This window comes from Nostoc sp. JL31 (assembly GCF_017114965.1).
GTDB classification, from domain to species: domain Bacteria; phylum Cyanobacteriota; class Cyanobacteriia; order Cyanobacteriales; family Nostocaceae; genus Nostoc; species Nostoc punctiforme_A.
The window spans coordinates 46,904-59,654 of sequence record NZ_JABXKO010000044.1 but is presented as its reverse complement, the minus strand read 5'-3'; the positions used below and the strand labels follow the sequence as shown (position 1 = coordinate 59,654).

The following is a 12,751-nucleotide window of genomic DNA, read 5'->3' as shown; positions in this document are numbered from 1 at the left end:
TTCAAGTTACAAAATAGAAACTGGTGTTGGGTATTGCAATTTTATGAATTTACCATTACGGACATTGGGAGTTCCACCAAATGCGTGGACAGTGAACGATGCGATCGCAGATATCACTCGTCCTCAAAAGCCCCCACAACCCGTTATCTTATCAACAGAAACTAAAACCCTGCGCCTAGACTTGGCAAAAGCTGCTATCCTCGTCATTGATATGCAAAACGACTTCTGTCACCCTGATGGTTGGTTAGCGCATATCGGCGTGGACGTAACTCCAGCGCGTCAGCCTATTGAACCTTTAAACAACTTACTTCCAGAACTGCGTGAGGTTGGTGTTCCAGTCATTTGGATAAATTGGGGGAATCGTCCCGACTTGCTCAATATTAGTGCTAGTTCGCGTCACGTTTATAATCCCACAGGGGAAGGTGTGGGATTGGGCGATCCACTGCCAAGCAATGGTGCTAGAGTACTCATGGCAGGTAGTTGGGCTGCGGCAGTAGTAGACGAGCTAGAAAAAATTCCCGAAGATATTTGTGTGGACAAATACCGTATGAGTGCGTTCTGGGATACACCCTTAGATAGTATCTTGCGGAATTTGGGAAAGACAACATTATTTTTTGCTGGTGTTAATGCCGATCAATGTGTACTAACCACATTATGTGATGCCAACTTCTTAGGATATGACTGCGTATTAGTTAAAGATTGCACCGCTACCACTTCTCCTGAATATTGTTGGCTGGCGACATTGTATAATGTCAAGCAATGCTTCGGTTTTGTCACTGACTCGCAAGGAATTTTAACAGCGCTGCAAAATGGTGAGGAGTGAATCAATTTTGGATTTTGGACTTTAGATTTTAGATTGATCCCATGCATTAATGCTCTTTCTTAGATCAAGAATTTTAGATTTTAGATTTGTTCTCGCGTTTAAATTTCCTTGCTTTCAGACTTTTTTAAATTTTGGACTTTCCTGCGGAACGCTACGCGTAGCTTGCTTCCCCGGAGGGTTACGGTGTGAGCGTTTAATCCAAAATCTAAAATTTAAAATCTAAAATTTTGTGATTCAGGACTCGGATTTTAGGAATTTTCATACCCATCGATAACTTCAGAGGGGATAAATAAATGTACGCTACTCGTTGTGTAATTCCGGTTATCAAATCTAGCAAAGATTACCAAGTATATCGCATCAGTCCCGACGCCTCGAATCGATTAGCCATTATCTTCGATTCAACAAATGCTAATACTTCTTTGACTTGCTGCATAGAAATTTTTGATGTTAGTGGACAAACACCCCCAAATCGCCATCAGTGGGCGGTGGAAATGTTTTTCGTCCTCAAAGGGGAAGCGATCGCTATATGTGACGGCAAGAGTGCCACGATCAAAGCTGGAGATAGTTTATTAGTGCCTCCCACTGGTACTCATTTGATTAAAAATACTGGTTCTACTCGCTTGTACACGTTGACTGTGATGATTCCCAATGAAGACTTTTCGGAATTGATTCGCAGTGGGATTCCGGCGGAGTTAGATGAAGAAGATATGGCAGTAATAGGGAGATTTGATGCTTTGATGCCTTGTTAAATTGAAGGAGGCAGGGGGCAGGGGGCAGGATGAGTAAATAATCATCCAGAGATTCGTTCTTCGTTCCCATGAATGGTATGGGGACGAGAGAATATTATGAATTACCAATAATTTGTTTAACAACGCCAACAAAGCATTCCATGTCGGCTTGGGTAATGGCTCCCATTGTTGATACTCTGAAGATTGATTGAGCTAAATTTCCCTGTCCAGAATAAATTATATAATCTCGTGCTTTCAGTTGGTCGTGAAATTCTTCATAGCTGAAACCGTCTGGCAAGTGGTAGGCATTCAAGACAACGGATGAACTGCCAAGAGGAAGTAGGGGTTTAATTCCGATTGAGGCTAACCCTTCTCTGACTAAGCTGGCAAGTTGGTTGTAATGGCTGTGTCTGGCACGCCAACCTCCTGCTTCTGCCATTTCTTGCAAAGCTTCTGTTAAGGCATAAAATGTCTGTACTGATTGCGTAAAAGGTGTGCCGCCTCGTTCTTGTTGCTGGTAATAGGTTGCTAAATCTAAATATAAGGTGCGGGGGATGGTGTCTACTGACGGCAGTGCATTCCGTTGCAGGATAACAAAAGACGTTCCGGGAACGCCATGCAGACATTTATTGGCTGTTGCAGCGCAAGCGGTGATTCCCCAATCTGCAAAATTTAATTCTTCAGCACCAAAACTGCTGACTGCATCTACTAATAGTTTGATGCGGCGTTCTTGGCAAATTGGGGCAAGTTCCGCTAAATTATTTAGCCGACCAGTAGTAGTTTCGTGATGGACGACAGCAAGGTGGGTGATGTCAGTGTTTTCATCCAGGAGTTTGACTAAACCGTTGATATCTATTTCGCCATCCCAAGGATGGGAAAGTGTAATGTAATCAATGCCGTGGATTTTGGCAATTTTGGATAGTCGTTCGCCATATACACCGTTTTCAATTACTAGTAATTTACCGTTTGTGGGTACTAGACTGCTGATCATCGCTTCCATCGCTGCGGTTCCAGAACCAGTGAGAAGAACTGCTGCCCAGCCGCTCCCAAGACCATAAACTTGAAGTAATTGTTCGCGGATTCTACTTTGAAGTTGGGAAAATTCCACCTCACGGTGACACAAATCAGGACGCAACAGGGCGTTTCTGACGCGATCGCTCAAATTGACGGGGCCGGGATTTAGTAAAATCATTACCAAAGTTAGGAGTTAGGAGTTAGGAGTTGCCAGTTAGAACCAATATGGTTCATAAAGCGTTGTAAAACTGCTTCCGGGGTGAGGTTGGGTCTGGGTAGCTTTTCTAAAGTTCCGGGACGGATTTTTAAATGAGCGAATTTAGGTCTGGTGTTAGCATCTGCGGTAAATAAGGCATCTAAAAGGGCGGGGTCATCTCCGGCTAATGTGACACCGTAACCGCACGCTTCGGCAATTTTGGCAAAGGAAATACCCGCCGAAACGGTGGCTTGTGCGCCTGTGGAATCGTGGACTTCATTATCTAAAAGAATATGGGTCAAGTTAGCACCGCCATAAGTACCGATGGTAGCAAAATTACCCATTCGCATTAATGCTGCCCCATCGCCATCAATTACTACTACCTTGAGGTCTGGACGTGCTAAGGATAATCCCAATCCCATTGAGGAAGCGCAGCCCATCGAGCCGACCATATAAAGATGATTGGCGCTGTCTTTACTAGCAAAGAGTTCGCGTCCCGTGTATCCGGTGGTGGCAATTACTACAGTGTTTTCTGGATCGGTAAGTTCCACAATCCGAGCTAATGCTTCGCTGCGAGAAATGCGTTGTTCTTTGTTATCTCGAAAAAAGCTTTGCTGAATATGAGCGCTACTACTATTTTCTCGTTCGGGGATAGAAGAACGAGTGAGGGCATGGGGGGCGATCGCTCCTTTACGCATAATTAAAGCATAAGGACAGCGTTCTTGTTGCATATAGGCTGTGGCTCTTTGCAGAACGGGTTCTATTTGTGCTGCATCTGTGGGAAAAAATTCCCAAGGTATAGTCATTGTTTGCAGCAATTTCTCTGTGATTTGTCCCATTAATTGATGTTGCGGTTCATCTTGCAACACGCGATCGCCTCGCAGGGTACAAATCAGCAGCAATGGAATCCGAAAAATATAAGTGAGGGAGGTTAGGGGGTTAACAGCATTCCCCAAACCAGAGTTTTGCATCATCACCACAGCAGGTTTACCAGCAATTGCTGCTCCAGCTGCGATCGCTACAGCATCTCCCTCATTGGCTGCGGAGATATATTTAAGTTGAACGTCATTGATGACGTAGTTAATAAAAGGCGTGAGAAAAGAACAAGGTACGCCAGTGTACCACCCAAAGCCAAGATTACGCGCAGCTTCTACAAATTCTTCTGCCTTGATCATATTAAGAGATGGGGGGTGGAAAGTAAGGAGTAGCAAGTGAGGAAGGGGGATTGGGGACTGGAGAGTTGATAGGAAAGATCATTACTTCGACCTCAGAACTCAAAACTTCAACCTCCGAACTCGGAACTTCGACCTCAGAACTCGGAACTTTGACCTCAGAACTCGGAACTTTGACCTCAGAACTCGGAACTTTGACCTCAGAACTCGGAACTTCGACCTCAGAACTCGGAACTTCGACCTCAGAACTCAAAACTTCGACCTCAGAACTCAAAACTTCGACCTCAGAACTCGGAACTTCAACCTCAGAACTCGGAACTTCAACCTCACAATTCCCCATGCCCAATACCCAATGCCCCACTCCTATTGTTTTAATTGAAAAGCAAGGTCAAGATCATCTAAAGAATTAACATCTAACCAGTTACCGCGAATATAAAGCACCTTGATCGGTTTGCCTTGCTCGATTAAATAATTGCATAATTCCGGTAAACCCAGACTGTTAAATTCCGGTCGTTTTTGCAATTCATTGAGTGCTTCACTAACCCATTGTCTCCCTTGACTCCGTAAGCGCAACATCCCAATCCAGCGGCCGCTAGACTTTCCTAATTGCGTTTGTGTGGTTTTAGAAATATCCAAGAGGTTAACATCCTGTCCAAAGAGAGAAAGATCATCTGGAATTGAGCAATAGGCGTAGTCAGGTGAACCGCTAACAGACTTGCTGTTCGCTACAGAATCAACCACAGCCACAATTTCTCCGGGACATTCTAATAAATCCCGCAGGATGTAGCTTCTAAATAGTAAATCGCCATAAAGCACCAGCATCTCATCGCCAAAGCTAGCTTGAGCTACGGCTAAGGATGCTAATTCTCCCGTTGTTTCATAATCTGGGTTGCGGATGACTTTAGTCCCCGGAACATTGATGGTTTCTGCTTTGTAACCGGCGACAACGGTAATATCATTGATGGCAAGTTTCTTGAATTTATCCACCAAAAGCCTGAGTAGAGGTTTACCGCCAAGGGGTAACATCACTTTTGGCTTATCTTGCGTCAATCCGGCTAATTCTTGGCCTCTGCTAGCAGCCAAAACGATCGCTTGGGTATTTTGTCGTCCGTTGTTAAAGTAGCGTTTTTCAGCTTCTTGGAGTTCATCAGCCCCTTGTAGCCGGAAAATTTCTTTTACAGGCGCGATATCATCTTCAATGTTGATTAAAGTTTCGCTGGCTTTCACTTCGCGGGCGATCGCTTGCATACTAGCAACAGCAGATCGAATCAGATGGTTTGCCCAGATGACCAAATTAACTTCAGCTTTGCGAAAAACATCGGTAGGCGTGCTGTAATACTTAGTTGGTATAAACACTAACGGCGAACGACCCGCCCATTCTTTAGCAAAGGCTAGCACTTGATCGGGGCGCGATGATTTACTGTGAATCAAGATCGCGGTTGCTCCGGCGGCGTGGTAAGCTTCAGCTCGGCGCAATGCCTCCGAAAGATCCCAGCCGGCGATCAAAGCTTCGAGTCGGGCGACGATGCAAAAATCTGGATCTGTCTGACTATCCTTACCCGCCTTAATTTTGCCGCAGAATTCATCAATATCAGCTAAAGCTTGGCGACTCCCGTTGATAAAGCTGTTGGTTTTGGGAAAAAGCTTATCTTCAATACAGACTCCAGCAATACCTCGCTGTTCTAACTTTTTGACCAAGCGACGCATATTATTAAAGTTGCCATAACCAGTATCCCCGTCTAATAAAATCGGGATGCTGGTGACATCAGACATGAACTCTAGCATTTCTACAACTTGAGTCCAACTGGCTTCATTATTATCTCGAACGCCATATTGAGCTGAAAGAGCTAATCCACTCGCCCAAATTCCTTTAAATCCCGCCTCTTCCACAATCCGGGCGCTGATCCCATTGTGAGCTTCCATGATGAAGTCGAGTTGAGGCGATTCTAGTAATAACCGCAATTGGGCACATTTATTTAATTTTGCAGAGGTATCATTGGGTGCAAATATTTGATGCATTTATTCTGCTTTTTTCAACCTACCTATATAAATAATATTGCGGTTCTCAATTGCATAGAATACAGACCTAACCCTAACCCTCTCCTCAGAGGCTACGGTGTACACACAAGTCTGAAATAACTGATTAACCAGGGTTTTACCCCACCCTAACCCTCCCCGTATGTATTGGGGAGGGAACTAGATTTTCTTGTTTCCCCCCAAAACATCGGGGGGATTAAGGGGGGTAATTCGACTTCTGTGTACACGGTAGCCTTTTAGGAGAGAGGTCAAACTGTAATGTATCCAAACCAAAACCACTATAAATAAAGATATTTTCAGACATTTTCTGCGACTTCTATCTGAGGTAAAATCTCATTTTGGGCACGTTGAATATCCTGGGGAAAATCGATTTCGAGCCAAGGTAATCCAGTGATGTCTTCGTAGCCAAATGTTTCTGGAGTTTCTAATAATAGATCCCGAATTACTTCTTCATAAGGTTCATTATCGCGTCCGTCTGCAACATATTGTTCTGTGCAAGTAGCAAGACGGTGAGCAACAGCACTTTCAAAACGAAAGAATCCCACTGACTCACCAGCAAAATCATAAGCTAAACCAGGAGCTACTTGTTTACGAAACTCCACTAGATAATTATCTCTAACACAAAGCTTCACGGGTTCATCTCCCGGTTCAAAATCCCGATCTAGTAAAAAGCTGTTGGGGATATTTGTCTTTACCAGTCGTTCGATGATGCGGCGATCGCACAATACATCTGCATCCATTAATAATATGTCATCGCCAGCAACTAAATGCTGACGTACAGTCCAAAGACTAATGACACTGCCTTTAGTATAATTAGGATTATAAATTGTACTGACCCAACTTTCGGCTCCTAATGCTTTGATTTCATCCTGAATTCTTTCTGCTTGATAACCCACAGCAATCACTACTTCATCAATTTGGTAATGACGGAGATAGTTAAAATGGCGCTCTAATAGAGATTTGCCGTTAAATTTCAGTAAGCATTTGGGTTGGATTTGCCCGTCTTTACCTAAGCGTCGTCCAACGCCAGCAGCTAAGATAATTGCCTTCATTGTCAAGTCACCAACAGTAGCTTAGACACCAGTAAATCTGGAAGTTTTCCCAGTATTTTATAATGACTGTATTTTGCTCAATTCAACGTATATTAACTAATTCTTAACATGGAAGAAACAGTAACTCTGTATCGCCCTACTGGGCCAAAAGAGCTAGAACTGGTTAAACAAAGCGACTACACCAAATGGCCGCCGAGACTACCTGAACAGCCAATTTTTTACCCGGTTACAAACGAGCAGTATGCCAAGGAAATTGCAACTAAATGGAATATTAGGGACAGTGGCGTAGGTTACGTTACACGGTTTGAGGTCAAGAAAGTTTTCATGGATAAGTATGAAGTTCATCAAGTTGGGGCTTCATATCATAGAGAATGGTGGATTCCAGCCGAAGAACTGGAAGAGTTAAACAGCAACATTGTGGGTAAAATCGAGGTAATTGGAGAATATAGGTAGAAGGCTGAAGGCAGGTACTAGTTACCTTAACTGCGAAACACCTGGCGAAAACCAAAATAGGCGATCGCGTCTTTCATATTTGAGACAAAACGTTTTAGCATACCCATGCGGGTGTCGGTGACGTATTCCAAAGTCAAGACAATGCGCTGTTCGTTGTCGCCCAAAGGAGTAACTCTGTGGTAAAGTTTGTCACCATTGAATAAGACTAGAGTACCAGGAGTTAAAGAGAGCGATCGCGTTTGTGTCTCCCGTTCTGGAATATCTTTGTAGAGTTGATATTCCAACTTACTGGATGAATTATCAACCAAACCAAGCAACACTGTATAGCGTTTGCCGTGATAATAAGAGGTATCGTAATGATACTGGATATGGTCTCCAGGCTCAGTGTAATAGTACAGCGCGTAAGTATGGGGATCTGAATCAGGACAGGCAAGGAGTTTTTCTGCCGTGATTTGGTTGAGAAACTTGAAAAAGGCACTGAGTTGATAAAACTCTCCGAAAATCGGAGCAAGGCTATCTAAGCTGTAGCGGCTGATACTACCACCCTTTTTATGATTGGGAATATAGTTGCGGTTAATAGCAGGTTGCAAAGATGGCAATAGCGCCAAGAATTGCTCAATGATGGAGTTAGGGAGAAAGTTCTCAAGCACCAACAATTCATTCTGGGCTTGAAACTCAGCTTGAAGTTTCTGGTAATTAACAACCGCTATAGCTTTATCAATTTCAGTTTGAAGCTCCATTGATAATTTGATCCTAATATCAGGATTGCAAAAATAAACATACCATTCAATCAGCTAAAAAGCCTGTTTTTTTAGCTTTCTTCCCAATGCCCCGTTATATTAGTTTGATTCCGGCTGCGGGAGTGTCCAAAATTGCCAAATTACCCATATAGCAAAGGTTGGCGCACCAATTGTCGCTGCCATTAATAACGGCTCTAGTCCATTCAGCAAGGGAACGATGGGAAACAAATACAGTACGTCTTCAATGTCAAAGCCGGCGAAATTTGGCTGACGGCTGGCTTGTTTACCTAAACGTTGTTCCATTTGGTTTCGCAAGTGAAAGATGCAAGCAACAGACACACCAGATACTATCCCCATCACCAACGCCCACCAACCAAGTTTTCCCTCCCTAAGACCATATCCAATACACACAAACAATAGAATATGGATGATGGCGTCACTAACAAGGTCATATTGATGTCCCCATTTGCTGCTTTTCCCACTCAAACGAGCTAATTCACCGTCCGTATGATCGAGAAAGTTAGATAAAGCAAATAGCCATGCCCCAATGTTAACCCAAATAGCATCACCAACTGCAAGGGCGGCAGCCGCCACTAACCCTGTCACAAGTCGTACTGTGGTGAGATGATTAGGATTTACCCAACTGTCTTTTAGAGGTCGAATTAGCCAGCAAGCAAGTTGAGCATCCCAAGGCTTTGTGTTCATAGATGAACTTGGATTTAATGTGGTCTTTGAATATCTCTAACACTGCAAATTACCACATCCATCTAAAGTTATAGATTTTTATTGATGAACTTTCTCGTTTTGAACGCTAGATTGGTCAGCGAATGCTTTGAACTCGACAGCATCATGACTACAGAAGAGGCGCACGCCCTTGTTGCGATCGCTTGATAATACGCGTAGCCGATCTTGATTGAGCAATCGAGCCTGGCGATCCACTTCCATCATCCATTGGTAGGCGCGTAAACCTGGCGTGCAGCGTCTTTTGGCTGAGTCCATTTCGTGCCGATAAAAGTAGGCATCACCTGCATGTAGAAGCCAACCCTCTGGTGTATCAATGGCGATACCAGCATGACCCCGCGTGTGACCAGCAAGGGGGATGAGGAGAATTTCTGGCGGTAGTCCGTCGAGATTACGCACTGCTTCAAAACCGAACCAAGGTTCACCTCCCGCCGAATAGTACTTCCAGTGCTTAACCTCGTCCCACTGTTCTGGACGATAGCGGCGTCTAGCGATGAAGCCATGCCGATCCTGGGCGGTTTCTATCTCGGTCTGCATTACGTGTACGGTTGCTTCTGGGAAATCCTCTAGACCACCGGCATGATCGAAATCGAGGTGGGTAAGCACAATATGACGCACATCTTGCGCGGAAAAACCCAGTCGCTCAATTTGATCGAGTGCCGTATATTTTTTATCAAACTGGATGCCATTGAAATGAATGAAGAACGGACTGAGGCGGGAGTAAGGCGACTTGATATCGCGCAGCCCGAAGCCAGTATCAATGAGAACAAGTCCCTGTTCTGTCTCGATCAGCAGACAGTGGCAGACAAGATGAGCTTTCGGGCCGCGACTGAAGCCATCGAAGAGGGCGCCACCAATCGGGCACATGCAGCCGCAATTGAGATGATGAATTTGCATGAATCCTCCGTTACGACTTTGACTGTCAAAGTGAGTAGGGGCGCACAGCTGGCGCCCCTACAGATGTGCAAATAATTTGGGATAATTTATTTTTTGGAAGTCCGTTATCCCAGGCAATCGCACCCCGCTTAAAATGAGTGCTAACTGAGCATATTCGCTTGATTAGGTAGCAAATTAGTTATTGCCTGACCCCGGCTCACTGAGCTTGCGGTGCTGTTCAGCACTGACTGTATCAGGTAAAACCTTACTAACATTCGCCAGAAGCTTCGTTTTGAGCGAACCGGCGATGATGTGATCCTTACCTGCCATCAAGGCTTCAAAACCCTGCTTCGCGACCTCAGCCGGGTCGTCCTTTTGATCTGCACCAACTTTTGTGTCGTCCATACCTGCACGGTGGAAGAAGTTGGTATCAGTCGGGCCAGGCATGAGCGCGGTAACGGTAACACCTGTGTCCTTCAATTCGTTGCGTAGTCCCTCCGAAAAGGAATGCACAAACGCCTTGGAGGCGGCGTAGACTGTCTCAAACGGGCCGGGCATCAGGGCGGCAATTGACGACGTGAAAAGGATTCGACCTTTGCCCAGCTCAACCATATCCTTTACCACTCGTTTGGCAAGATGTACAGAGGATACAACGTTCAGATTGATCAGATTGAGTTCGTCCTTCAGGTCGGTTTCACGGGCGAAATCACCGCCGACACCAACACCTGCGTTGATAGCGATCGCATCTACTGGTCGCCCAGTTGCCTTAATCTGGTTGTAGAGAGTCTCAACACCGTCATAGCTAGCCAGATCAGCCTGCACCGTCTCAACTTTAGCACCCAGCCCCTCGAAGGCAATAGCCGCTTCGTCAATACTTGCTCCGGTGGCTGTAACTAGCAGATCAAAGCCGTTTTTGGCAAACTGTTTTGCGAGTTCATAACCGATGCCATTGGAGGCACCTGTCACGACAGCCAGGGGTCGGGTCAATGAACTGTTCATAACCATCTAAAACTTCCTATGTAACTGCTACCACACTCGCTTGCTATGGTTTTCTCGCTACCAAATAATTGCATGGACTGTGGGCTTTCAACCCTTACAATGTTAGGCAGGTAGCATTATGATTGCGTCTTTCCCAGGAAGTATCGCGAGTGTATCTTCAAGGTTACTTTTTTACAGTTCTGTATATACCTCTAACAGACTTTCAGCCTCTCAAAACTTATTTTGATTGTGATCTTAGCTACGAACTTTCGTAACAATTTTCTGGGAATAAAATGAAGCGGATTCTTCATTTTTGGCGCAATCTTGGGCAAACTTAATTAAATGATGTCCAACAAGTCCAACATGAATCAAGTTTTCAATATTACCTGCTTTCAATGCTGGCTTGGCCATTTTCCAGAAAGTCTGACGATAGTTACTAAATACGCCTATCCGCAGCAAAATATTAGTTAAATAAGTTAAACCTTTGCGAATATTAGCCCCAGAAGTGCGAGATGGGCTGTTAGGAACTTCGATGCGATTTGGATAGGTGTGTTCCATATTGTAGGCAAATCGCTGATATAAAAATTCTGGCTCATAGGCAGTTGTGATGCAGCGCCGCCACATCTCAATAACTTGCTCGTAGGGCATCAAAAATTCAACATTTGATTCGCGGCTTTCATCAAAGAGAAGTCGTCCTTCTGATTCTAACCTCCGCCATAATGGAGTTCTAGGTAATGCATGAAGCAGGTTAATTGTCAACATGGGAATTTGCGATGCCCGGATAAATTCGATAATTCGGTCTGCGGTTTCTGGTGTATCTGTATCTAACCCGATGATGATTCCTGATACTACTTCCATGCCATAGCTATTTAAAACCTGAATGGCTTTTAAGATTGGCATACTCAGATTTTGGTCTTTGGAAATCGCATGGAGGGCATTTGGTTCTGGTGTTTCGATGCCACAAAAGATTGTGCAAAAATAAGCTTCGCGCATCATTTCCAGCAGCTTCGGACTTTGAGCTAAGTTGAGCGTTGCTTCACAGGCAAACTGGATAGGTAGCCATTGCGTTTTTGCCAGTCAATCAGGTGCGGAAGTAACTTCATAGCGGCGCGGCGATCGCCAACAAAGTTATCATCGACAAAATACACTGCCCCTAAATTGCCTGATTGTCGCATTGCGTCTAACTCGGCAACTACTTGCTCTGGCGTTTTCATCCGAGGACTGTTGCCATACAGTTCGGGAATATCACAAAACTCGCAGTGATAAGGGCAACCGCTAGAAAACTGGACATTTGCCAGGAAATAATCATTGATATTCAGCAAATGATAAGCTGGGGTGGGAAACTCTGTTAAAGGTAAACGTTCCTTGGTTTCAAAGCGAATTTGCGATTGGGGACGTTGAGAGTTTTGGTCGAGATATTCGATCATGCGATCGCTTGCATCTCCCAATTCACCCAAGTGTAAAATATCAAAATCAGGGTAATATTCTGGACACCCAGATACTGAGGGGCCACCCACAACAGTAATTTTCCCCGCTCGATGGGCAAGTTCATTAATTTGATTAATTTGTGGTTTTTGGATGTGCATTCCACTCACAATCACCACATCAGCCCATTGGTAATCAGCCCTACTTGCTGACTTGACATTCTCATCAATAAACCGGACTTCCCATTCTTTAGGTAAGTAAGCAGCCACAATTAAAATACCTTGGGGTGGCATAAAAGCCCGGACACTACCCATGAGTGGGTAAGCGTGATGAAAAGTACCAAAGGAGCGGCTGTACTTGGGAAAAATACACAGAATGCGTCGATGGTGCGAAGGAACGTAGCGGGTTCCTTGAGTGATAGAAGCGGTTTGAGAATTGCCCGCTACATTAATTTGGTTCTCTAAAGACTTTAAATTTACAGTCATCGCAAATTTCACCCTGGAAAACTGAGCAGGT

Annotated in this window: 12 protein-coding genes and 1 pseudogene; 3 read left to right on the top strand and 10 right to left on the bottom strand. The window is 44.6% G+C overall.

What is annotated here, in order from left to right; all coding sequences use genetic code 11:
* Positions 1–43: 43 nt before the first annotated feature.
* Positions 44–823 carry an isochorismatase family cysteine hydrolase gene (locus HWQ43_RS10510; protein ID WP_292732734.1) on the top strand — a complete coding sequence of 260 codons (780 nt, stop codon included), beginning with the start codon at positions 44–46 and terminating at the stop codon, positions 821–823.
* 293 nt (positions 824–1,116) lie between these two features.
* Positions 1,117–1,572: a cupin domain-containing protein gene (locus HWQ43_RS10505; protein ID WP_292732732.1), complete on the top strand. Its 456-nt coding sequence runs from the start codon at positions 1,117–1,119 to the stop codon at positions 1,570–1,572.
* A gap of 94 nt (positions 1,573–1,666) precedes the next feature.
* On the opposite strand, the gene HWQ43_RS10500 is transcribed toward HWQ43_RS10505, so the two are convergent.
* The 5 genes from HWQ43_RS10500 to HWQ43_RS10480 all read right to left on the bottom strand — a co-directional run bounded on the left by HWQ43_RS10500 (position 1,667) and on the right by HWQ43_RS10480 (position 7,022).
* Positions 1,667–2,743 carry a 2-aminoethylphosphonate aminotransferase gene (locus tag HWQ43_RS10500; RefSeq protein WP_292732730.1) on the bottom strand — a complete coding sequence of 359 codons (1,077 nt, stop codon included), beginning with the start codon at positions 2,741–2,743 and terminating at the stop codon, positions 1,667–1,669.
* Between the two features lie 8 nt (positions 2,744–2,751).
* A complete protein-coding gene (aepY, locus tag HWQ43_RS10495) occupies positions 2,752–3,936 on the bottom strand; it encodes a phosphonopyruvate decarboxylase (protein WP_292732729.1) in 1,185 nt (394 codons plus the stop codon).
* Between the two features lies 1 nt (position 3,937).
* On the bottom strand, positions 3,938–4,273 hold the full coding sequence (locus HWQ43_RS10490) for a hypothetical protein (protein WP_292732728.1): 336 nt from the start codon (positions 4,271–4,273) through the stop codon (positions 3,938–3,940).
* Between the two features lie 23 nt (positions 4,274–4,296).
* Positions 4,297–5,952, bottom strand: coding sequence for a phosphoenolpyruvate mutase (gene aepX / locus HWQ43_RS10485; RefSeq protein ID WP_292732726.1), 1,656 nt, complete (start codon positions 5,950–5,952; stop codon positions 4,297–4,299).
* A gap of 314 nt (positions 5,953–6,266) precedes the next feature.
* The gene (locus HWQ43_RS10480) at positions 6,267–7,022 is read right to left on the bottom strand and encodes a phosphocholine cytidylyltransferase family protein (RefSeq protein WP_292732724.1); all 756 of its coding nucleotides are present in this window, start codon (positions 7,020–7,022) and stop codon (positions 6,267–6,269) included.
* A gap of 108 nt (positions 7,023–7,130) precedes the next feature.
* Here HWQ43_RS10480 and HWQ43_RS10475 point away from each other — a divergent pair, with 108 nt between their 5' ends.
* Entirely contained in the window at positions 7,131–7,475 is a 345-nt protein-coding gene (locus tag HWQ43_RS10475; protein WP_292732723.1) for a hypothetical protein, read from the top strand.
* A gap of 26 nt (positions 7,476–7,501) precedes the next feature.
* Here the strand turns inward: HWQ43_RS10475 and HWQ43_RS10470 are convergent, their stop codons facing one another.
* From HWQ43_RS10470 to HWQ43_RS10450, 5 genes and pseudogenes are all read right to left on the bottom strand, one after another.
* Entirely contained in the window at positions 7,502–8,215 is a 714-nt protein-coding gene (locus HWQ43_RS10470; RefSeq protein ID WP_292732721.1) for a 2OG-Fe(II) oxygenase, read from the bottom strand.
* A gap of 99 nt (positions 8,216–8,314) precedes the next feature.
* Complete coding sequence (locus HWQ43_RS10465; RefSeq protein ID WP_292732719.1) at positions 8,315–8,920, bottom strand: CDP-alcohol phosphatidyltransferase family protein; 606 nt, start codon at positions 8,918–8,920, stop codon at positions 8,315–8,317.
* A gap of 78 nt (positions 8,921–8,998) precedes the next feature.
* Complete coding sequence (locus HWQ43_RS10460) at positions 8,999–9,823, bottom strand: MBL fold metallo-hydrolase (RefSeq protein WP_292732824.1); 825 nt, start codon at positions 9,821–9,823, stop codon at positions 8,999–9,001.
* A gap of 204 nt (positions 9,824–10,027) precedes the next feature.
* Positions 10,028–10,831, bottom strand: a complete 804-nt coding sequence (locus tag HWQ43_RS10455) for an SDR family NAD(P)-dependent oxidoreductase (protein WP_292732717.1) — start codon at positions 10,829–10,831, stop codon at positions 10,028–10,030.
* A gap of 234 nt (positions 10,832–11,065) precedes the next feature.
* Positions 11,066–12,720 (bottom strand): annotated as a pseudogene (locus HWQ43_RS10450) (B12-binding domain-containing radical SAM protein).
* Between the last annotated feature and the right edge of the window lie 31 nt (positions 12,721–12,751).

Excerpts from the sequence above, each read along its gene's own strand:
- HWQ43_RS10460 (WP_292732824.1), bottom strand. The coding sequence starts at position 9,823 with ATGTGCCCGATTGGTGGCGCCCTCTTCGATGGCTTCAGTCGCGGCCCG.
- HWQ43_RS10455 (WP_292732717.1), bottom strand. The coding sequence starts at position 10,831 with ATGAACAGTTCATTGACCCGACCCCTGGCTGTCGTGACAGGTGCCTCC.
- HWQ43_RS10465 (WP_292732719.1), bottom strand. The coding sequence starts at position 8,920 with ATGAACACAAAGCCTTGGGATGCTCAACTTGCTTGCTGGCTAATTCGA.
- aepX (WP_292732726.1), bottom strand. The coding sequence starts at position 5,952 with ATGCATCAAATATTTGCACCCAATGATACCTCTGCAAAATTAAATAAA.
- HWQ43_RS10480 (WP_292732724.1), bottom strand. The coding sequence starts at position 7,022 with ATGAAGGCAATTATCTTAGCTGCTGGCGTTGGACGACGCTTAGGTAAA.
- aepY (WP_292732729.1), bottom strand. The coding sequence starts at position 3,936 with ATGATCAAGGCAGAAGAATTTGTAGAAGCTGCGCGTAATCTTGGCTTT.
- HWQ43_RS10510 (WP_292732734.1), top strand. The coding sequence starts at position 44 with ATGAATTTACCATTACGGACATTGGGAGTTCCACCAAATGCGTGGACA.
- HWQ43_RS10500 (WP_292732730.1), bottom strand. The coding sequence starts at position 2,743 with ATGATTTTACTAAATCCCGGCCCCGTCAATTTGAGCGATCGCGTCAGA.
- HWQ43_RS10475 (WP_292732723.1), top strand. The coding sequence starts at position 7,131 with ATGGAAGAAACAGTAACTCTGTATCGCCCTACTGGGCCAAAAGAGCTA.
- HWQ43_RS10470 (WP_292732721.1), bottom strand. The coding sequence starts at position 8,215 with ATGGAGCTTCAAACTGAAATTGATAAAGCTATAGCGGTTGTTAATTAC.
- HWQ43_RS10490 (WP_292732728.1), bottom strand. The coding sequence starts at position 4,273 with ATGGGGAATTGTGAGGTTGAAGTTCCGAGTTCTGAGGTTGAAGTTCCG.
- HWQ43_RS10505 (WP_292732732.1), top strand. The coding sequence starts at position 1,117 with ATGTACGCTACTCGTTGTGTAATTCCGGTTATCAAATCTAGCAAAGAT.